Source organism: Paenibacillus andongensis, from assembly GCF_025369935.1.
Classification (GTDB): Bacteria; Bacillota; Bacilli; order Paenibacillales; family NBRC-103111; genus Paenibacillus_E; species Paenibacillus_E andongensis.
Genome location: NZ_CP104467.1, coordinates 2,039,867 through 2,060,537, shown reverse-complemented (window position 1 = coordinate 2,060,537; position 20,671 = coordinate 2,039,867). Strand labels below are relative to the sequence as shown.

Annotated in this window: 18 protein-coding genes and 1 riboswitch; of the genes, 3 read left to right on the top strand and 15 right to left on the bottom strand. The window is 44.1% G+C overall.

Going from position 1 to position 20,671, the window contains the following annotated elements; genetic code table 11:
- Positions 1–84: 84 nt before the first annotated feature.
- From NYR53_RS09485 to NYR53_RS09460, 6 genes are all read right to left on the bottom strand, one after another.
- Positions 85–1,131 (bottom strand): glycoside hydrolase family 43 protein, encoded by a 1,047-nt coding sequence (locus NYR53_RS09485; protein WP_261304935.1) that lies wholly within the window; start codon positions 1,129–1,131, stop codon positions 85–87.
- A gap of 28 nt (positions 1,132–1,159) precedes the next feature.
- Entirely contained in the window at positions 1,160–1,990 is an 831-nt protein-coding gene (locus NYR53_RS09480) for a carbohydrate ABC transporter permease (protein ID WP_261304934.1), read from the bottom strand.
- Between the two features lie 6 nt (positions 1,991–1,996).
- A complete protein-coding gene (locus NYR53_RS09475; RefSeq protein WP_261304933.1) occupies positions 1,997–2,893 on the bottom strand; it encodes a carbohydrate ABC transporter permease in 897 nt (298 codons plus the stop codon).
- 69 nt (positions 2,894–2,962) lie between these two features.
- Positions 2,963–4,285 (bottom strand): ABC transporter substrate-binding protein, encoded by a 1,323-nt coding sequence (locus NYR53_RS09470; protein WP_261304932.1) that lies wholly within the window; start codon positions 4,283–4,285, stop codon positions 2,963–2,965.
- Positions 4,286–4,506: 221 nt separating this feature from the next.
- Complete coding sequence (locus NYR53_RS09465; RefSeq protein WP_261304931.1) at positions 4,507–5,166, bottom strand: FusB/FusC family EF-G-binding protein; 660 nt, start codon at positions 5,164–5,166, stop codon at positions 4,507–4,509.
- Between the two features lie 238 nt (positions 5,167–5,404).
- Positions 5,405–6,139, bottom strand: a complete 735-nt coding sequence (locus NYR53_RS09460) for an MBL fold metallo-hydrolase (RefSeq protein WP_261304930.1) — start codon at positions 6,137–6,139, stop codon at positions 5,405–5,407.
- Positions 6,140–6,222: 83 nt separating this feature from the next.
- On the opposite strand from NYR53_RS09460, the gene NYR53_RS09455 reads away from it, so the two are divergent.
- From NYR53_RS09455 to NYR53_RS09445, 3 genes are all read left to right on the top strand, one after another.
- The gene (locus NYR53_RS09455; protein ID WP_261304929.1) at positions 6,223–7,965 is read left to right on the top strand and encodes a sensor histidine kinase; all 1,743 of its coding nucleotides are present in this window, start codon (positions 6,223–6,225) and stop codon (positions 7,963–7,965) included.
- A gap of 73 nt (positions 7,966–8,038) precedes the next feature.
- A riboswitch (purine riboswitch) is annotated at positions 8,039–8,137 on the top strand.
- A gap of 58 nt (positions 8,138–8,195) precedes the next feature.
- Positions 8,196–9,620: an NAD(P)/FAD-dependent oxidoreductase gene (locus tag NYR53_RS09450; protein ID WP_261304928.1), complete on the top strand. Its 1,425-nt coding sequence runs from the start codon at positions 8,196–8,198 to the stop codon at positions 9,618–9,620.
- A gap of 182 nt (positions 9,621–9,802) precedes the next feature.
- Positions 9,803–10,171, top strand: coding sequence for a LytTR family transcriptional regulator DNA-binding domain-containing protein (locus NYR53_RS09445; protein WP_261304927.1), 369 nt, complete (start codon positions 9,803–9,805; stop codon positions 10,169–10,171).
- Between the two features lie 104 nt (positions 10,172–10,275).
- Here the strand turns inward: NYR53_RS09445 and NYR53_RS09440 are convergent, their stop codons facing one another.
- From NYR53_RS09440 to NYR53_RS09400, 9 genes are all read right to left on the bottom strand, one after another.
- Positions 10,276–10,674: a hypothetical protein gene (locus NYR53_RS09440; RefSeq protein WP_056836124.1), complete on the bottom strand. Its 399-nt coding sequence runs from the start codon at positions 10,672–10,674 to the stop codon at positions 10,276–10,278.
- Between the two features lie 114 nt (positions 10,675–10,788).
- Positions 10,789–12,057 (bottom strand): MFS transporter, encoded by a 1,269-nt coding sequence (locus NYR53_RS09435; RefSeq protein WP_261304926.1) that lies wholly within the window; start codon positions 12,055–12,057, stop codon positions 10,789–10,791.
- Positions 12,054–12,503, bottom strand: a complete 450-nt coding sequence (locus tag NYR53_RS09430) for a MarR family winged helix-turn-helix transcriptional regulator (protein WP_261304925.1) — start codon at positions 12,501–12,503, stop codon at positions 12,054–12,056. Before NYR53_RS09430 ends, NYR53_RS09435 begins: the two co-directional genes overlap by 4 nt.
- Before the next feature lie 1,150 nt (positions 12,504–13,653).
- Positions 13,654–14,574, bottom strand: a complete 921-nt coding sequence (locus NYR53_RS09425; RefSeq protein ID WP_261306233.1) for an IS3 family transposase — start codon at positions 14,572–14,574, stop codon at positions 13,654–13,656.
- Positions 14,575–14,585: 11 nt separating this feature from the next.
- Positions 14,586–14,906, bottom strand: coding sequence for a helix-turn-helix domain-containing protein (locus tag NYR53_RS09420; RefSeq protein WP_261300830.1), 321 nt, complete (start codon positions 14,904–14,906; stop codon positions 14,586–14,588).
- A 352-nt stretch (positions 14,907–15,258) separates the two neighbouring features.
- Complete coding sequence (locus NYR53_RS09415) at positions 15,259–16,344, bottom strand: lactonase family protein (RefSeq protein WP_261304924.1); 1,086 nt, start codon at positions 16,342–16,344, stop codon at positions 15,259–15,261.
- 102 nt (positions 16,345–16,446) lie between these two features.
- The gene (locus NYR53_RS09410; RefSeq protein ID WP_261304923.1) at positions 16,447–17,082 is read right to left on the bottom strand and encodes a DUF2238 domain-containing protein; all 636 of its coding nucleotides are present in this window, start codon (positions 17,080–17,082) and stop codon (positions 16,447–16,449) included.
- A gap of 86 nt (positions 17,083–17,168) precedes the next feature.
- Positions 17,169–17,972: a VanW family protein gene (locus NYR53_RS09405; protein ID WP_261304922.1), complete on the bottom strand. Its 804-nt coding sequence runs from the start codon at positions 17,970–17,972 to the stop codon at positions 17,169–17,171.
- Positions 17,973–18,083: 111 nt separating this feature from the next.
- Positions 18,084–20,591 carry an HAD family hydrolase gene (locus NYR53_RS09400; RefSeq protein WP_261304921.1) on the bottom strand — a complete coding sequence of 836 codons (2,508 nt, stop codon included), beginning with the start codon at positions 20,589–20,591 and terminating at the stop codon, positions 18,084–18,086.
- Positions 20,592–20,671 lie beyond the last annotated feature (80 nt).

Below are 20,671 nucleotides of genomic sequence, written 5' to 3'. Positions count from 1 at the left end.
AAACCAATGACTTAATTACTCCAGTAATGGACATATTTTTAGATTAGCAAAAAACACACCCCCATGAAGGAGATGTGCTTCGTATCATTCACCGCTAGGCACAGCAATGGGAACACCTTCTGCAATTGGAGTCCCAAAATTCGGCGTTCCATCTTCATTCCACTTAAATGGCTGCATACGGACGTTGCGATTCCAGCCAGCCCCTTGCGTTTTCGCGCCATGATACAGAATCCAATCCTCTTTCCCATCTGGTGATTTCGCAAAAGAGTTATGACCGGGTCCGAATACCTGATCTGTTTTTGAAAATACGGCTTTCTCATGCTTTTTCCATGAGGCAGGATTCAACAAGTCACTATTCATCTGGGTGCTCAGCATCCCTAGACAATAGTCATCCGTCCAGCTGCCGCTTGCCGAATAAATAACAAAAATTTGATCCTTATGCATCAATACCTGCGGACCTTCATTAATGGTAGGAGTCCCGACCAATTCCCAATCATAGGTGGGTCTTGAGATTTCTATTGGTTTTCCGCTAATCGTGTACGGATTACTCATCAGTGCAATGTACAAATGTTGACTTACATTGACCGTACCTTCCCAGCCCGACCAAATGAAATATAACGATCCATCCTCTCTTTGCAGCGTTGTTCCATCAATAGCCCACCTGCCAGAAGTGTCCATCATTCCCCTGTCTATATATTTCCCTAGCGGGTCCTCTGTCTCCGATTCCAGCACGAACATCCGATGGTTCTCATTCTGACCGTCATCTGCTGCATAGTAGATATACCATTTCCCTTTGAGAAAATGTAACTCAGGTGCCCAAATATTTGAAGTATTAGGTCCTGAAACAGGTGGAAACCAGACGTCCTTATATTCAGCATTTGAAAGCCCTGTTAACGTTTGCGATTTCCAAATTCGAATCGAATTTCCCGTTGTATGTGTATAATAATAGGTCCCATCCTTCGAAGTGACCCATGGATCAGCGCCATTGTCCAGTATGGGATTCGTAAATGTTTTCGCTTCCTTTGATGGCGTTACCGCGCTTTTGGTTTCTTTCACAGCTTCCTCTACAACTCCTTTCGAACATCCCGCCAGTATCAGCATACAACCTAATAAAGTAATCAACATGCGCATATGAAAAACCACCTTTGACACGTTCCTTTTACTGTTTAACCCCTGTGGCTGTAATGGATTGAATGAATTGTTTCTGTCCAATCAAAAATATAATTAGTGTGGGAACGGTTGATAAGGTGGCTAAAGCCATTAATTTACCATAGGACTGTACAAAGCTTCCTGTTGCCATGACCGCAATACCTGCTGTGAGCGTTCGCATCTCCAAGTCTGTCACTGTAAAAAACGGCCATACATAGTCATTGAAAACAGCCATAAACGTAAAAATAGCGAGCGTCGTAACAATCGAAACCGATGACGGAAGCATGACGGACCAGAACACATGCCATTTATTTGCCCCATCTATTCTAGCGGCTTCAATAATTTCATTCGGGAAGGATTGGAAAAATTGAATCAGCAAAAATACACCAAGTGCCCCGCCAGAGTAAGGCAAAATAAGTACATAGTACGTATTGATCAAATTAAAATTACTGAAATTCAAATATTGAGGAAGGAAAGAAATAATACCTGGAACCATTAATGAGCCTACAAACAAAGCAAATAATGTTTTTTTGAACGGAATGTCCAATTTTGTTAGCGCATAAGCAGCTAGAGTATCTAGCAGTATAACCAAGATTGTCGCAGCGAAGCCTACAAAAAAGGAGTTGAAAATCCACCGAAAAATGGGAACATCAACATCACCACCCACAAAAATCGTATGGAAGTTATCCCATGTAAACTCTAGAGGCAATAAATGAAACACAGGTGACATGACTTCGATATCTGTTTTAAAAGAATTTGAAAACATCCATAACATCGGTAATACAAAGATGACGGCAAGTAGAGAAGCCAATAACACATAAAAAATTTTCAACGGTTTCAACGTCCTCTACTCCTTTCTATTCGTGACTTTAAATTGAATAATGGAAACAAGCATGATCGTTAAGCCCATTAAGATGGCCATGGCAGAAGCAGAACCGATTTCTCTAGCCGTGTAGGCCGTTTGCAGAATACCCATCAATAAAACTTTCGTCTCATCCCCTGCATTGCTCATTAAATTGGGCTGAGCGAAGACATTATAAGAGGCAATGGTCGAAGTAATCAATACGAATATGATAACGGGTCTGATTGATGGAAGTGTGATGTTTTTCAGTCTGTCCCAGCTATTCGCTCCGTCTATTTTTGCTGCTTCATAAAGATCCTCCGGCACCCCATTTAGGGCATTTACAAAGATAATCATGTTGAACCCAATGGTCCACCAAAGCGTAGCTACAACCAAAGCGAACCATACGAAGGGTTTATCCAGCAGCCATGGAATCGGGTCAAACTCATGAATCCCAACCTTGGCTAAAAGTAAATTGATAAATCCCCCGGTAACATCGAACATTCGCTTCCAAATCACGGCCATAACAGTGGCTGATACGGCATAGGGAATAAAATAAATCGACCGAAACAGGGACCGAAGTTTTGCGGGAAGTGCATTTAGCAGCAAGGCAAAGCCTAAGCCCACGATTACTAAAAATGGAACCGAAAAGATGACGAACTTCAAAGTCGCTTTCATCCCGATGAAGAAGAGGTCATTTTCCTGCGTACCATTGGTAAATATGCTTTTATAATTGTCGAATCCAACAAACGGATGCACAGGATCAAGTAGATTATATTGCTTCAGACTAATGATAAAGCCATAAATGATCGGTATCAGCGTAAAGGCTAAAAAAGCTAGAAAATACGGTAATATGAATAAGCTTGAAGTCAGCTTTGATTTCCAATTTGATGTTGTAGGCAACTATTTCCCTCCTCATCTTTAAAATTGAAGACGGGTAAACGATACCCGCCTTCATTTGTTTCATATGAATTACTTCTTCATCGCTTGTGTAGATTTGGCTGCTGCATCATCAAGGGCAGCTTTAGGATCCTTTTTACCTTGCAAAGCATTAGCTAACTCACTCCAAATACTGTCGGAAATTGGACCCCAATTTAATACTTTAGGAGCAAATTGAACATAATCGAATTCCTTAGCAACTTCTGTTTGTTGCTGTGTCATAGCTTTGAACGCGGCGCTGTCACGTACGACTTTCGAAGCAACCGCTTGACCGGACTCTGCCCAATCAATCGAATTAGCTGATACGAATTTCAAGAAATCACCTACACCAGCAAGAACATTGGCATCTGTCGTTGCTTTTGGAATCACGAAGTTATGTGATCCGCCGAAAACGGCTTGTTTGACTGTTCCCAGTTGTGGAACGGGTGCTACACCATAGTTGATCTTGGCTTTATCGAAAGCATCCTTGGACCACGGACCATTGAAGTGCATGGCGCTCTTTCCTTGTTGGAACAAGTTAAAATCGCCATCTGCCGCTACAGTTGGAGGAGATACTTTCATTGTCGTCAAGCTTCTCATAAACGCAACAGCTTCTACACCTGCTGGTGAGTTGTAAGCAATATTCCCTTTATCATCTAAAAAGCTTCCGCCATTTTGGAATAGAATCGTTGGAAACAAGAAATTTTGAATCCAAAAAGTCGGCATTGCCGCTCCCCATATACCCTTGGAAGGATCGGTTAGCTTTTTAGCAGCATCCACGAATTCTTGACGATTGGTTGGAGGCGCTGTGATACCGGCTGCTGCGAACAAATCTTTATTGTAATACATAATTAATGGATGAATGTCCAAAGGAATGCTGTACCATTTGCCATCTTTTGTTGAGTAATCTACGGTTGCAGGAGGGAAGTTACTTTTCTCTACACCAACGGATTTTGCGATTTCATCCAATGGCTGCAGCAAATCTTTAGCAATATACGTAGGCGTTTGGTCAAGATGCATGATCGCTACATCCGGAACTCCTTTTTTCGTTGCGATCGCAGTATCAAGCAGCTTGTAGTAATCTCCATTGGGCTGAATCGTCATTTTCACGGTATATTTTTCTTGTGATTTATTATAATTGTCGACGATTTTCTTCATAAATGGACCATCATTACCTGAGAACGGCGTCCAGAAGTTCACGGTAACTTTTTCAAAGCTTTTTGCTGGCTCTGGTGCTTTGGTAGCTGCCGCTGAAGCTGCTGGTGTTGCCGCAGCCGGAGACGAAGTTGCTGTTTTCGTTGAAGAGCAACCTGATAGTACCATTGCCAAGGATAGCCCCGCAAAACCAATCATTTGAAACCTTTTCATCTTCCCCATCTTGTTAATCTCCCTTCAATTTGAAAACAGAATATAGCTCAATTGGTTACCACAACTTAACTATAATGACTTTGAGAAAGCGTTACCATGACGATATTCAAGGACCATTGGACATATTTTCAGGAAAGCAGCACATATAGAAAAGGAGCAGCCCCTTAGGTCTTGATGACCTTTGGGGCTGCTCCTTTATTGATTTCTTCCTCATATAGACATCGCGGCAATTACGGACCAATCAATACGCCCTGTATGAATTTCTCCAACACGGCAACATCGGTTATATTCTTGTTGCAAGCCTCGCTGTTCACACACAAGTAATTGCCGATTGCTCTGTAGTAATCAGGCGTAGCGCTTGCCGGCTTCCATTTGGTCACCGCCGTAAATAACGCAACCTCTTCATGCCGATTACACACAAAGCAAACGCCCTTCTTATTCGTCGGCGTATAATTCCCTTCTATTCCAACGAGTTTCCCGTTCAGATGATAGACGAGGAACAATTTATTCGTCGCGATATCGATCCAGCCGAGATACGTCACGTACCTATAGTCGATGGCCGTTAAATCGGGCACCTTCAATTTTTTGATTTTGGGAAAAAGCTTCTTCAGCTGATTTTCCGTCACGTGCGCAAATTCCGCCAAATAAGGCTCCAAGGAACGTAAATAGTGCTGAAACTCTCCTGCTGTCTGCAGCAGTGTTATATCCCCAAGAGCTTGCTTTTGGAGTTCATTCGCATTCGGGAATACCTCGTTTAGTTTAACTTGCGCGTTATATCGCACCGACTCCACCACTTTCCGATCGGAAACGGAGTTGCAGGTACTTTGCAGCAGACTGACCTGCTTCTTAATATCATTATATTGATGGTTTCTAATGAATGGTTGATTCATTGCTTTTCAGCCCCTTATTTTTGATAAAAACAAAATAAGTTGCAAAGCCCCATTACTAGAAACGATTTAAGCTTTTTTGGGCGATCACGACTTCCCAATCACCCCATGCAAAGATCGCCCTAATGAAAGGCTTTGCATGAGTCGTTACTTATTCCGGCAAATTGATTTGCCATATTTACCGCCTCCCTTGTAAGAACTATTATAAAGGAGGTCCTGTAATAGCTGCAAGATTTACAAGCTACGAATACTCTAGCAAAGGCTCAGCAAGTCGAAGTTTATACACCTGATGAAACTTTTCCCTAAGTTTCGGCTCCACATAATCATCTACATAATGCATAAGAATCATCTTCGCTTGAATGAATTCCGGCAGCGTCAGCAGTTCTTCAAGTGACGTATGCGACGGCAGCTGATCATCCTGCATATGACATTCGTGGTAAATCGTTTTCACCTCATTGGCGATACTCCGAATATAGTGTTCATCCAACCTGGTATCCCCGCTAAAGTAAAAGAAAGGCTTGCATAGAAGACCGTAACTCAGCATGTCTGGCACGTGCAAAGTAGGGACAAGTTCGAATTTCACACCCGATACCACAAACTCATTTTCCACACATTCGATGTCATAATAATCCTCAAACACGCGCTTTCCCCTCGTCGTCAGCTCCAATCCATGGCGCAAGATTTGCCACAAATCGTCTTTTAACCCGGTAGGCACATAAAGCTTCGGCTTCATTCTTCCCGGATACACCCGGTGAAACAAAGCGAGTTTCTGCAAGCCATTCACGTGATCCTCATGCAGATGCGTGATAAAAATATGCTCAATCTGATTGAGCTTCATTCCCAATTGATGCAGCCCAAGATGATTAGACTCAGGGAAATCTATGCATAGATTCGTATCCGCAAAGGTAAGTAGAGCACTATTATGCCCTTGCTCGACACTAAAACCATCCCCGCAGCCCAGAAATGTTACTTTCATAGATACCTCCATTTTCTGTGTGTGATTCTATGTATTTTTATACTATGATAGTTGATAGATATGGCCATTTTTAGGAGGATACCATGAATAGACCACATAAGCCAAAACCGAAAATCCACCTTCGCTCCTCGATCTTTATCCTGATGATTTCCTTAATTATTGTACTACTTACGGATAGCGTATTCTACTACTATACGAAGAGAATGCTAACATCTGAGCTTGAAACCAAGCTGCAGCTTATCGCCGATAACGTCGCCATCTCCATTAAACATTCCAAAACAGGTGAGAAATATGTTGAAAATCTAATCGGTCAAAATCTGCGTACAGCTTCCTTGGCGGCACAATACCGACTCGATCCCGACATTGAGAAAGTGAAGAATGAAGAGCTAACAATTCTCAGTAAAGAGTTAATGATCGATCATATTACGCTAATGAAACGAAGCGGTGATGATATTATTGGCTACAAATCCTCCGAGCCCAAGGAAATTAATATGAGCACCAAAACCTGGAGCAGAGATTGGTTTCAAGCGTTCAATCAGCTTCTTGACACCAAAGAAACGAGTGTAGAAAGCGGACAAACGCTGCCTCATTACTGGTCGGGACCTATGAATACATCGATGACTAACCCTCAGTTTGTTGACAAATGGGGCTATTATTACGATGGCCGTACGAATTATATTCTTGACCCTTATGTGCATGATACGTTCTTCCGCGACTATCAACGGGAAACGGGTGTGGATGCTGTTATTAATGAAATCATTCATGGCTATACTAACCATGGCGCCAAAGAAATTGCCGTGTTTAATACGCCAATTTTCCTCAAGCAGCAGGAACAGTATAAAAAGGAAGGCTATACTTGGTTCACAGACCGGGAGATTTTGTTCGGGTCCTATTCGATGAAAGATAGTCGGGATCAAGAAATGGTTCAAGCCGTTATGCAATCGAAGCAAACCAAGCAGCTTATCACCACGATCGACGGAAAAACCTATCTCAAAATGTTCTTTCCGCTTCAACTGGATTCCCCTGTTGTTATCGGTCTGACAGCCGATTATGAAACCGTACGAAAATCAATTCAACAACAGCAAGTGAACCTGCTCATTCTGATCGGATCAACCGCACTTATCGCATTCATTCTAGTCATCCTGAGCATCCGCTTTATCAATCGGAATCGTGAAGCAACCGCGGAAAGCATCCAAGAAGTTTATGTTGATCATATCGGATCATTGTTCCGTTCCATGAAAGAACAGCGCCATGATTTCAATAATCATGTGGCTACGATACATTCCCTCGTTCATTTGAAAGAATATACGGAATTAGATCGTTACACCACCGAGATTATTGGTGAAACGACCGCTTTGAATGACATTATTCAAATTAACGTGCCCGCTTTATGCGCGATTGTACAATCTAAGGTCATACAGGCCGTTGAACGCAAAATTACATTCTTCCATGAAGTCAGTAATTTAAATCAGATCAACCTTGGAGCTGTCAAAGCGACAGACTTGGTTCGAATTATCAGCAATTTAATCGATAACGCGTTTGATGCCGTTACAGTTTCCAAAAAGGCAGAGGAGAAAGAAGTCCGTTTAATCGGCATATTAGAAGGAAATTCACTTACATTCAAGGTCATCAACAACGGGGACCCTATCCCAAGTGATCGACTAGAAAGTATTTTCGAGCCTGGCTTCTCAACGAAACAAGCGTCCGGACTCCACGCCGGTTTAGGTTTAAGCATTGTCAAAAAGCTAGTGGACAAATATGACGGAACTGTTCATGTCAGCAGTTCAGATGCTGAAACCAGCTTTACGATTTCCATTGCGGTATAAATGAATTATACGAACATTATCTAATTGACATCGTTTAATGTTCGTATTATGATAGTCAAGGCAGTAAGTAATAGCCACATACGTATAAATCGTTCGTATATCCTTGAGGATTGGCTTAAGGGTCTCTAGAGGGAGCCATAACTTCCTAGCTACGACGGGTACTTGCTTTCGCATACCCGTGTGGCTGGGTTTTTTTGTGTCCAAAATTGAATGATCCAGAGGAGATTGCCATGAAAACATATGATTTTATCGTTGTTGGTGCAGGACCTGCCGGTATTTTTGCTTGTTATGAAATGACACAGCTTCACCCTACCGCTAAAGTATTGCTCGTAGACAAAGGCCATGATATTTATCATCGCAGTTGTCCGATCCTGGAAAGTAAAATCAAACTTTGTCCTCCTCCAGCAGGCAAAAAGGATTTCTCAGGTTGTCTTCCTGCCTGTTCCATTACAGCTGGCTTCGGAGGCGCCGGAGCCTATAGCGATGGCAAATTCAACATCACGACCGAATTCGGCGGCTGGATGACCGATTATTTGGCACCCGCCAAAGTAATCGATCTGATTCGTTATGTGGATGGCATTAATCTGCGACATGGGGCAACCGAGAATATTACAGACCCTACGACAGAAGCTGTAAAAGATATTGAACAGCGCTCCTATGCTGCAGGTCTAAAGCTGCTTCGCGCTCAGGTTAGACATCTGGGAACCGAACAAAACTTAATGATTTTGAAATCCATCTATGAACATTTGAAAACACGTATCGATATGCAGTTCAAAGCTGAAGTTGAAGATATCCTAACTTTCAAACGGGAAGATAAGCATGTCATCCAAGGCATTCGGATGAAGGACGGCACTGAAATTCATAGTAAACAAGTGATGTTAGCGCCAGGTAGAGACGGCTCTGCATGGTTAACTCAAGTGCTCAAAAAGCGCCGACTCAGAATGTACAACAATCAAGTCGATGTAGGCGTCCGCGTAGAAACCTCGGATGTCGTTATGCGCGAAATCAACGAGCATCTCTATGAAGGCAAGTTCATTTATAATACATCGGTAGGTACTCGAGTACGTACTTTCTGCAGCAATCCATCAGGTCATGTTGTCGTCGAGAACCACAGCGGCGTCATGGCAGCGAACGGCCACTCTTACAAGGATCCAGCCCTAGGTTCCAGTAATACGAACTTCGCTCTGCTCGTTTCTCATAAATTCACGGAGCCTTTCGATAAGCCGAATGAATATGCGCGAGAAATATGTAAACATGCGAATGACTTATCCAGCGGCGGTGTTATCGTGCAGAAATTTGGGGACATCATGCGCGGACGCAGATCAACAGCGGATCGGATTCGCGAAGGCTTTCTTGAACCGACTTTATCTGAAGCCGTTCCTGGTGATCTAGGACTTGTTCTTCCTTACAATACAATGAAAAGTTTAATTGAAATGATCCATGCGCTTGAAAAGGTAACGCCAGGTATCGCTTCTGAGCATACTCTTTTCTATGGTGTTGAAGCGAAATTCTATTCCGCTCGTCCTAAACTTAGTGAAAGTTTCGAAACCGAAATACAAGGCTTGTTCTGCGGCGGTGACGGGGCAGGAATTACAAGAGGCTTAGCCCAAGCTGGGGCTGCAGGCGTCTGGGTGGCTCGCAACGTGGTCGTCTAATTATTTCCGGGGAAATACGATTCCTTTCGTCAATATCTGCTATTAGCTATCGGACCTAACTTAATAGAGTTAGGTTCTTTGGTCATTTTTAAGATGAAAACTACTTTAAATCTCTTTTAAAATATGGTAAGATGAAAACGTTCTTAATGTAAGCGTTATCATTTTTAAAGGGGGATTACAAAATGAATGTAGCGCTCGAAATCGAAACAAGGAACACCTACGAAGACTTCGCACTTGAGAAGGATATCATGTACTTCCGTGTCGGAGAACATGGGCTCGTCTCTTTCCATGGGAAAAACTATCACATTAAAAAACGCATGACCACTGAGCAAATTCAAGAAATTACTACAAATAGTACCTTTTTCAAGGTCAACACGGATTGCTATGTGAACACAAGGAAAATTCTACAGATTCAGGATGGTAAAGTGTTTTTCGAAATCAAGGGTGCTGATTCCAAATTTGCATCGATAACGAAGCTTCGCCAATTCCGGCTGAAAGAAATCGTACAGCAGCACAAAGCGGAAGCAGCTACAGCTGATTCAACAAAATAATGAATCCTGCCCTTAAGGCGCAGTGTTACCAAACTACAGCGGCCACAAGGTTATACAGAAAAGGAGCTAACGAGAATCCTCGCTAGCTCCTTTTTGGTCGAATCCTATGAAATTTTTGCGAGTGTTTCTTGTTGGTGCTCACGGATAAGAAAGCGTATGTAGTCGACTGTTGTATCTTTCACCTTTTTGGCTTCTTCCAAAGTCGCGAAGCTGTACTCAGCATGATCTGTGCTTTCGTACTTCTTCAGCTCTTCATAGTTCATTCCAAGTGTGGAGAAGTTATAAACCAGTTCGTAGGGTGTCTTAATATCCACATTTTTCACGAAAATATCTTTGGAAAAGAATGAGCCTTGTTTCTCCACTTTAAAAATCACACGGAATGGCTTGTCTTTATCCGACACAAAGCACTTGATAACAACGTCGATCTCCATCGTTTTATAATCCACAGCGTTCGTAGGTTCCTGCTTTGGTGTATGCATCCATTTTTTCAAAAAGCCCAGCACAAGATTCCCTCCCCAATAACGACATGAATATAACTCATATTGTAGCGGATACACCAACAATTGACAATCCAAAAAATGGTTATTTTTGCTATAAAAAATAACATTTTCTTTCATTTATGAGGCATTTCCTGTCTCCTCTAGCGATTTATTAGCAGATTTCTTCCTATAATTCCAAATAATAATCAAACAAAGCACACCAGTTAATACGCCGCAACAGACGAAAGCCCCATTGGCACCATATCGATCAGCAACTAAACCAGCAAAAATGCTTCCTATCGGCGTAGAGCCCGCAAATACAAGTGAATATACACTCATTACGCGCGCACGATATTCCTCTTTGGCATGCATCTGAAGGGAAGAATTACTGTTTGTTGCAAATATGATGTTGAAAAATCCGGTAAGAGCCAGCAGTCCACCACAGACCCAAGCGGAAGAGCTTAGTCCATTTAAGACTAAACAAACGGCAACTACTAAACTAGCAACAATGCTTAATTTAAGCATTGGCCCTTGTTTACTGCGGAACGACATCGTAAGAGCCCCCGCGAAAGAACCCACACCTAGACAAGACATTAACGTGCCATACGTCGTCTCCCCCATGTGCAGCACATTTTTAGTAAAAACCGGAATGAGTACATTAAAGTTAAATGCAAGTGTGCCGATCACCGTGACGAGAAGCACAGTCTGTGCTAGCAAAGGATCTCTCGCAATGTAGACAATGCCGTCCTTAATTTCCTTCATTATGCCATCACGTGAGTTCTTCTTCCGAACATAAGGAGCTGCCTGAATATGAATCAATCCATACAGAACAGCCAGAAAGCTAACCCCATTGAGCAAGAAACACCAACCAGCACCCAGCCAAGCCATCATCACCGCACCAATCGCAGGACCAACAATTCTTGCCATATTAAATGTCGTTGAATTGAGAGCTATGGCATTCATAAGATCTTCTTTTCCCACGATTTCTATATTAAACGACTGTCGCGTTGGCATATCCAGCGTGTTATTAAGCCCTAGCAGCAGCGCTAGCACAATGATATAGCTGTACTTTATCGTATCCGTCAGGACAAGTATAGCCAATGTAAAGGCTAGAATCATCGCGACCGTTTGCGTAACAAGCAGGATGTTCTTCTTTGGAAACTTATCGACGATAATGCCTGCAAACAAAGAAAATATGAGAATTGGGAGGAACTGACATGCCGCAACAATGCCAAGTTTAAGAGGCGATCCGGTGATCGTCAGAACGAGCCAAGACTGCCCAATATTCTGCATCCATGTTCCAATGAGTGATACACACTGACCTAACCATAGATACCGATAATTACGATGCGTTAATGCATGAAAATGCTTATCGACAAATAGCGAACCTGCAAGCTTCATATTCATGGCTCCACCTGCTCCTCTGCGAAACGGGACGCATTATCCCCCATTTTCTCCAAAATAGTCAAAGCCAGTTGTTTCTCTTCATCCGTTAAACCGAACGTTAGACGTTCTCGCCAATTCGTCAGAACCTTCCGCACATCTCCCTTAATCAGCAGCGCCTTCTCCGTCAGATGAACCTCGTTGCACCTCTTATCTTTTTTACTAACCGTGCGAGTTATGTAGCCCTGCTCTTCTAACTTCTTAAGCGCTTTGGCAGTCGTCCCTTTATCAATCTTCAAATAATCCGCCAACTCTTCCTGCGTGAGACCATCTTCTTTATACAGCGCGTTGATGAAAATATGCTGCCCTCTGCCGATGTCATATTCCTTCAAATGCTCACCAATATACATCTGCCCGTAACGGTAAATGAGCGAGACCCACCTAGGTATCGAATTTCTGTTTTCGATCATAAACATGTCTCCTCTGTTGAGCAAAATTGTATAGAACTTCCGTATCGTTGCACATGCTTCTGTTTTATCATACGCCTGATTAGTTGCATATGCAACTAATTTTTGAGTCTATTTAAGTAGTGTATCGACTGAGGTTACGTGTGGGAGCAAGGGCAAGAGCAAGAGCGAGTGCAAGTGCAGGAGTAAGTGCAACACTCAACACTCAACACCCAAAACCCAACTTCCAAAACCCTACAACCAAAAACCTATACACAAAAACCTACACTCAAAACCCCACACCCAAAACCAAACTCCCAAAACCCTACAACCAAAAACCCTACATCCAAAAACCCTACATCCAAGACCCTACAACCAAAATCCTACAACCATGACCCTACACCTAAAACCTTACAACCAAAACCCTACAACCAAATCCCTACAACCAAAACCCTACAACCAAAACCCTACAACCAAAACCCTACAACCAAAACCCTACAACCAAAACCCTACAACCAAAACCCTACACCTAAAACCTTACACCCAAAACCCTACAACCAAAAACCTACAACCAAAAACCTAACTCCCAACACCCAAGCCCTAAACCTACAAAAATATAGCCTACTTTGTACGGCTTCTTACCAAATTTGCTGCTATATCAGTGAGTTTTAGTTTGAGTAGGAGCATTCGAGGCATTAAGCATGTTTTTCATCGCTAACGAGACGTGAATTTATTTTTCCATGCGTTTAACGATGAAAAACATCGTATCAGCATTCACTTGGGTCAAAATACGTTCAAACATCATCTTTAATGATGTTTGTCATCACTATAAGGGCAGACTGGGACTTCTACCTGACTTTAGCGATGAAAATCATCGTTAAAGTCAGGTAAATCAGTCCCAATCAGGGCCGCTCAACAATTTCCGAGGTTTGATTATGCATCTTTTGTCTGTTTGAATAACCTCATTCATGAAATGCCTGCGATTATGCATCTTTTGTCATGTTGGAATAACCTCAATCATGTAATGCCTGCAATTCTGCATGTATTTGAAGCCTCTGTCCTGATTACAGGATGGAAACTCTAAAATCCCTGCGCAATCGGCTAGGCCCCCTAAAACCGGAGTCTTGCCCACCAAAAATGATTCATGCGTAGAATATCGCGTTTTTTCAAGCTATTACATCGCTTTATGAAAGGCAGAAGTGTCATCCAGCGTCTTGACCCATGCTGAAAACATCTTCGGAGGTTTTCGGTTTAAACTACCATGCATCCTGCGGTTATTGTAGAAGTCCATGTAACGATCGAGTGCATCATAAGCCTCTTCAAAGGTCATGAAGTCTCTTATGCCGAACAAGTGACGTTCAAGTAGACTGTGAAACGACTCAATGTAAGCATTCATATTCGGCGTCCTTGGCGGAATGCGTTCATGGACGACGTCTAGGCACTCGCACATATCTCCAAACAGTTTGCTTACGAATTGCGGGCCGTTATCTGTACGGATTACAGGCATCTCTTCTCCAGGGTTTAGCCGGCTCTGTATCGCATAACAAAGCGTCTGGACCGCATGCTTGGCCTCACATACCGGACCTCTGTACTGTTTAACGACGACACGGTCAAACACATCAATGATGCTGAGCATATAAAAGAATCGCTCCTGTCCAATGACGTATCCGTACTTGATATCCATTTGCCATAATTGGTTGGAGCCTGTTACTACTCGGTTCTTCGGCAGCCTGCGCGGATGTGTCTGTATGCGCTGGCGTGGCTTTTGAAGAATGCCTAACTCTTTGCATAAGCGATACGATTTCTTTTTGTCCAGCCTCACGTTATATTGGTCACGAATACATTGTGCAAGAAGCTTGTAGCCATAGACATGTTCTTCGCCCTCTATGAGCTCAAGCAGCCACGCGTTGATTTGTTCGTCACACACTTGTTCACCCGTAAACGTATGTGAGTATCCAGGCACAGGGCGCCCTCTCCGGCTTTCTTTGGAACATTCAGATAGCGGGGTGGTAGCTCTCTTCTTACGATCGTAATAGGTGGACTCTGAAAGGCCAAGGATACGCAGAACCAACGCTACTGGTTCACCCCGCTTAATAAATGGTTCTGCTACTTCGAATTTCTCGGATAAGCGGGGTCTTTCTTTTTTAGCAATTCGCGCAGGATCTCAAGCTCTAGCTCTTTCTCGCCAAGTACTTTAACGGCTTTTTCATAGCGTTGTTCTACATCTTGTAGACGCTGCAATTCTTGCAGATGCTCGTCAGCCACTGGGATTTCTTCCGGAGGAATAGAGTCACGGTGATCTCTGATCCACAAACGGATGGTTTCAGGATGGATGTCATACATGCGGGCTAATACCCCCACCTTAATACCAGCCAATGCTTCCTTAACAATTTTAAGCCGTGCTTCTTCTTTCAGCCTTTTCCCCATACTGAATCATCTCCTTGTCCCTAGTTTAAATTATTGGGTGGGAGGACTCCAGTTTAATTAGGGGGCCTAGGAGCAATCGCAGGGATTTCTACTTTTCACACGATATCGTTGGAAATTCCTGCATTTTCGCAGGTATTCAGATCTGAAGGTTAAGTGAACCTCACGTCTTGCCATTTGGAATTCCAAGATTCCGATACATGTAAAGCGGAAAGCTTCAACACTAAAAATGGCTTATGGCTCCTAAGCCCCATTACGAGAACCCTAACAAGGCAGGAATTGCCCCCTGCCTAGAAAGAAAAAAAGAGCGAACACCCAAGCAGCTTACGCTGCGATGGTACTCGCTCTTTACGTCCTAAAGAAACTTGATGCAAACCGGCCGCGATACCGCAGCGGTTTGCCCCGTTTCACGCAGCATTCCAGTTTCCGCATTGATGCGGAATACTGTAATGCTGTTCGAGTCCTGGTTCGCCGCGAGGAGGAACTCCCCCTGCGGCGACAAGGCAAAGTTCCGCGGCGTCCGCCCGAGCGTCGCCTGCCAGCCCACGACCGACAGCGTGCCGCTTTGTCGGTCAACTTCATAAACCGCGATACTATCGTGTCCGCGGTTGGATGCATACACATAGCGGCCATCCCCAGAGAGATGGATGTCAGCGCATGTGCTCTCGCCGCTGAAGCCTTCCGGCAGCGTCGAAATGCTCTGCAGCGCGGTCAGAACTCCCGCGTCTGCCTCATAGCCCAGCACGGTAACCGTGCTGTCCAGCTCATTGATCGCGTACACGTACCGACTGTCCGCGCTATAAACCAAGTGCCGCGGGCCTGCGCCCGGCTTCATCGCCGCATCGCCATGCGGCTGAAGCAAGCCGCTCTCCGCGTCGATGCGGCTAACCACCAGCCGATCAAGGCCCAGATCGGCTGAAATCGCATATCGATTGTTCGATGCCGGAACAATCGAATGCGCATGCGGAGCCTCTTGGCGATCCGCACGCGGCCCCAATGGTCCTTCGTGCTTCACCAACTGCACATGATCACCAAGCTGCCCGTCCGCTTCTAACGGATATACGGTCACGCTGCCGCTTGAGTAATTCGCTACATACACCGTTCGGTTAGTCTGATCCAAGCTGATATAGCAAGGAGCAGATCCGTCCGTAGGCTGCTGATTCAATTTCTTCAGCCTACCGGTACCGGCTTCAATCGCATAAGCTGCCGCGGAGCCCCCAAAACGACCTTTATAAGTTTCGGTCTCGCTCACCGCATACAATATCGTCCGTGCAGCATTCAGCGCAAGGAAAGACGCATTTGGCAAATCGGAGTACGACTCCACCAGCCTCATTTCTCCGCTCAAAGGATTGAACGCATACAATGAAATCCCATTTGCATTGCGCTCATCTGTATAGGAACCCACATAGACATACAATTCTTTCTGTACTCCTACTGACATTGGCAACCAGCCTCCACGATAGCGATTTCTCCTATAAATTGTGTCACTTCTATTGGATTCATTCCCTGCTTATTCTCCTAATCATTTCCCTGCCTAAGCTCATTATCCTTTTTTCTTGACTTTTCTGCCCGCCCACACCTTACGCCAAATCGCAGTGACAACCATCGCAATCACCGCCCCATACAGAGCAAGCTCCATATCGTGGTGCGTGTCCCATGGATCACCTTGTGTTCCGAGGAACAACGTTCCAATCTCAGGAGCCACAAGCAGCGCCACCCACATTTCAATAAGCTCATAAAAAGCCCCCATCGCCAAAACGATGACACAAGTAATCACATAAAGCCATTTACTGCTTAGCCGCGTCCATGCACTCATCGCTTCCCGAATCGGATAGGCAAGGAGTAATCCAAAGCTAAAATGGACCAAACGGTCATAATTATCACGTTGTGAGTGAAAAATGAGCTTCATCCAAACATCCACCCAATTCTCATTGTACGAATAATGAGCCCCAATCGTATGCAGAACCAGGAACAAAGCAATCCATACATAAGACAGATTTGAAAATGAAAAAAACCTATACATACTTACAAGTCCTATTAGCGCTGCCCAAATGAGCAGATTTTCCAAAACCCAGTCATACCTGCTGTAAGGCGCCACTGCCAGCCAAATCCATATCCCAACATACATAACGATCATCATTTGCAAAAACCGGTTTTTAGAGAATGAAATGCTCTGCATGGTTAAGTCCCCCTTGTTATTACCTTTACACTCAGGTTACCTCGCCACTATCTTTTCCAAAAGTACTAACTTCAACTAGTACCTTCTTAAGACGTATTGAACAAGTCATATTTCACTTCGGAAAAGTTATGAATCATTTGCTCCTCCGCAGCTATGTTCCCAGTTCTTTTATCAATTACTTTGCGCCAGATCTCATTTTCACGATAGTTCCGGCCATCTTTTTCAAGAAAACGGTGGTTTTTCTCCTCGATATGATAGGCATGCGGTAAAAGCGCATCACAATGCACTGAGCCTTTCAAATGCTCATCAGTCAGCCACAACCGGAATTGGAACGTATGTTGGGTAGGATTATAAATGCGCAGGTCTATATAATTGTAAAATACACTCGCTCCGCTCCCAAAAGGCATAACCCGATGATCATCCGGAAATGGATCAAAGCTATGGTGATGCCGCTCGACGACTTGAAGTGGGGTATGCAAAGCCATCCAAAACAACAAATTGCCCAACTGGCATATCCCGCCTCCGACGCCTCGTTTCACACCGCCTTGCGATAACAGCAGGCCTTCAATGTAGCCTTTAGCCGACGTTGTTTTTCCAACTAATTTCCAGAAGGAAAAGGTTTCACCTGGTCGAATCATAATGCCATCCATACGTCCAACGCTGATCCGTAGATTTGTAATTTTGTTCTCTTGTAAAATAGGATCGGAAGAACCGAGCTTTCTTCGCAGTAAAGATTGGTGCTTTTTGCAAGTATAGGGAAGCGCATGAACAACTCTATGCTTGGCATAGATAATCGATGGATTCAAATTCAGGAAGTGCCGTTTCAGTCTCAACTGGGCAATTCGCAAGCGATAAAGTACGGGAAATAAGCTTAATAACTTTTGCTTCATCCCATTCACCTTCCTTTTTCAACCTAAAATAGGTTCATCCTCTAAGTTAATAAATCACTAATTAAGATGTTCCATCCATCGATTTGGTTCAATGAACTTAGGCGTATTTTCCTAAGGAAGCAGCTCGTAAAAGATCGGCGTTACCTCACTATCCTCATATACATGCAAAATGTGGTTCTTATATTCCTTCATCTCAGATAATGTCGCGATCAAGAAAGCGTGAGAGGCAGTTTCTTTCTCTTTCTCTTTCTCTTTCTCTTTCTCTTTCTCTTTCTCTGTCCCAGTCCTAGTCTCTTCCTCTGTTTCAGTCCCTCCATCCCTCACCTGCTCCAAAGTAACATAAGCAAACCGCCCCCACGGCGCAGTTTCCAATCCAACTTGCGGATCAATCCAGTAACGAATCTGAAGTCCATGAAACCAAGCCATTTTCAAGGCATGCTCGGCAAAAGGCCCCGTTCCATAAAGATGAATGGCACATAATCCATCCTCTTTCATCCTTTGGATCGTCTCAAACAGCATCACCTGGCTGCCGAACCCATCTTGAAGCCGCAAATAGTATGTATACAAATAATACGGAAATTGTCTTGTCACAAGGCCCTGCGGCCAATTCGCATTCAAAATCGACGGACCATAATTACAGGTATTCAAAAAGGCTTCCGGCCCTTGCTCGAACCATTCTTCGGCTACATCTTCACAAATCGGTGCTATGTACTCGGTACAGAAATTGTCCTGATGCGTCAGATTACCCAGCAATCGTGCTTCCACGGGACTAGGCATATCAAGAACACGGTGCAGCGGCTTGCTCCACTCCGCAGGCAGTATGGATGCTCGCTGCAATCGCCCCTCTTTTTGCTGCAGCAGATAGGCATAATAACCTTGGAACGCCAAGGCACCTTCTTGACATGCCCGTTTCATCGCATACTCTTCGTCCGTACGTTTCAGCTCTGCTGTAATCGGTCTGATTTGACCGAGCTCGCCTTTCGCATAACGCAGTGTCGAACCGAAATCGCCCATCATGAGCTCCTCCAAGAAAGCTGGCGTCCTTGCTATACGTTTCCCCTCTTCCGTTCCCCCGCTGCCCGAGCGCAGCATACTTCGGATATCCATACTGCGCATGCTCAGCTCATCCAGTCGATTAGCGCCAACCGCAAGAAAATGTGTCATTTGCGGCTTATATCCCGCTAGGCTTACGATCTTTTCCAGTGATTTCTGAATGGTTCCATGAAAACCAATATCGACCGTCACCAGACGTTCAGGCGAACCAAATTCTTGCTTCAAATAACTTACAAAGAGCTGCCGATGCTGCTGCACAGATCCCATAATTTTAGTTTGTATGGGGATACTTCGTAGAAAACTCCCAACTTGATCATAGATAGAGCTTCCATCTTCCCCTATGATATACTTGCAATTCTCAATTTTTTCCTGCAAAAATGTTTCAAAATGAAAGCCTTCCTCGCTGATATCTAGTACCTCGAACAGCTCTTCTAATTTCAAGCCGTGAATACCTAGCATTGATGCTAGCTCCTCGTCACCAAAGCTCTCCAGTCCTGCCAAAAGAGTAGCTTGTCTGGAAACATAGATCGGCTTAATCTGGAGATCAATACCTCGAATACGCGCTGCATTTTCAAGCATTGGAGCTAACAAATAAGCTTCTCTCATTAAAGGATGTACAGTCCGGATGCCCTCATCCACGCATTGATCAATGACCCACTCACACAGAGCTTGCAAGAAAGGTCCTATCACACTGGCACCCATCTTATAAAATACTCGGTTCAGCTCACCCATTCCAACCGTCATATCCGAGGCCTCAGCTAACTTCCGCAAGGACTTCCATTCCGGCAGTACATGTCCATGTCTAACATATTCCCAGTGATGCAAGCTCTCGAAATGTTCAGGAACGACATTGTAGTGTATGCTCTTTATCCCTTCTTTGGAGGCTCCTTCCACATCTGCGGCTATATTGTCGCCAATATGTACAATAGCTTGACTCGCGATCTGTGGGTAAAGCTCCTTCAACCGAGCGAATAAATGCCCCGACGACTTCCCTTCATGCTCTTCCGAAGAAACAAGCAGCGTATCCACACTTGATAAATCTAGACCTGCAGAGGCAAGAATCCAGCTCAGCTGCTCTGAGGATAAATACATATCCGATAGCAAGGCTACCTGAATCTGCCTGCTTTTACAAGCAGCTAACAATGACGTAACATGCGGATTCACATAGCAAACTTCCGCCTCGCTCTCGACTTCTATCTGAGACATCTTATCCCTGTTACAGGTCCCTTCCGGCATCTCAGCATAAATGAGTTCCAAAGTGACCTCGCCAAAGCCCGTTACGGCAGCTTGCCGATTACGCGCATTGTTCTCAGCACGAATCCGCATCTCTTTGAAAGCAGCTGGCGCTATGGATGCCTTCAGACAGCCCATCCGATGAGCTTTTTCCGCAACATGAACAAAAACGTCAGAGGGATTTGCACATGTACGAAATAATAGCGTATCGAAAATATCCAGACTAAGCAGCGCAACGGCATCGATATCATCAACCAAACCGCTTAGAAAGCGATCTTTTTTCCATAAATGAAGATCAGTAAAGCTTATATTTGTATGTGGTACCTCCAGCATTAGGAACCTCCTTAGAGTTTTCGAAGAATATTTGAGAAGTACACCGAAATTGAGGTAAGCTTACATTACCATAAACCGGA

Excerpts from the sequence above, each read along its gene's own strand:
- NYR53_RS09485 (WP_261304935.1), bottom strand. The coding sequence starts at position 1,131 with ATGCGCATGTTGATTACTTTATTAGGTTGTATGCTGATACTGGCGGGA.
- NYR53_RS09470 (WP_261304932.1), bottom strand. The coding sequence starts at position 4,285 with ATGGGGAAGATGAAAAGGTTTCAAATGATTGGTTTTGCGGGGCTATCC.
- NYR53_RS09465 (WP_261304931.1), bottom strand. The coding sequence starts at position 5,166 with ATGAATCAACCATTCATTAGAAACCATCAATATAATGATATTAAGAAG.
- NYR53_RS09460 (WP_261304930.1), bottom strand. The coding sequence starts at position 6,139 with ATGAAAGTAACATTTCTGGGCTGCGGGGATGGTTTTAGTGTCGAGCAA.
- NYR53_RS09455 (WP_261304929.1), top strand. The coding sequence starts at position 6,223 with ATGAATAGACCACATAAGCCAAAACCGAAAATCCACCTTCGCTCCTCG.
- NYR53_RS09450 (WP_261304928.1), top strand. The coding sequence starts at position 8,196 with ATGAAAACATATGATTTTATCGTTGTTGGTGCAGGACCTGCCGGTATT.
- NYR53_RS09445 (WP_261304927.1), top strand. The coding sequence starts at position 9,803 with ATGAATGTAGCGCTCGAAATCGAAACAAGGAACACCTACGAAGACTTC.
- NYR53_RS09435 (WP_261304926.1), bottom strand. The coding sequence starts at position 12,057 with ATGAATATGAAGCTTGCAGGTTCGCTATTTGTCGATAAGCATTTTCAT.
- NYR53_RS09430 (WP_261304925.1), bottom strand. The coding sequence starts at position 12,503 with ATGATCGAAAACAGAAATTCGATACCTAGGTGGGTCTCGCTCATTTAC.
- NYR53_RS09420 (WP_261300830.1), bottom strand. The coding sequence starts at position 14,906 with ATGGGGAAAAGGCTGAAAGAAGAAGCACGGCTTAAAATTGTTAAGGAA.
- NYR53_RS09415 (WP_261304924.1), bottom strand. The coding sequence starts at position 16,344 with ATGTCAGTAGGAGTACAGAAAGAATTGTATGTCTATGTGGGTTCCTAT.
- NYR53_RS09410 (WP_261304923.1), bottom strand. The coding sequence starts at position 17,082 with ATGCAGAGCATTTCATTCTCTAAAAACCGGTTTTTGCAAATGATGATC.
- NYR53_RS09405 (WP_261304922.1), bottom strand. The coding sequence starts at position 17,972 with ATGAAGCAAAAGTTATTAAGCTTATTTCCCGTACTTTATCGCTTGCGA.
- NYR53_RS09400 (WP_261304921.1), bottom strand. The coding sequence starts at position 20,591 with ATGCTGGAGGTACCACATACAAATATAAGCTTTACTGATCTTCATTTA.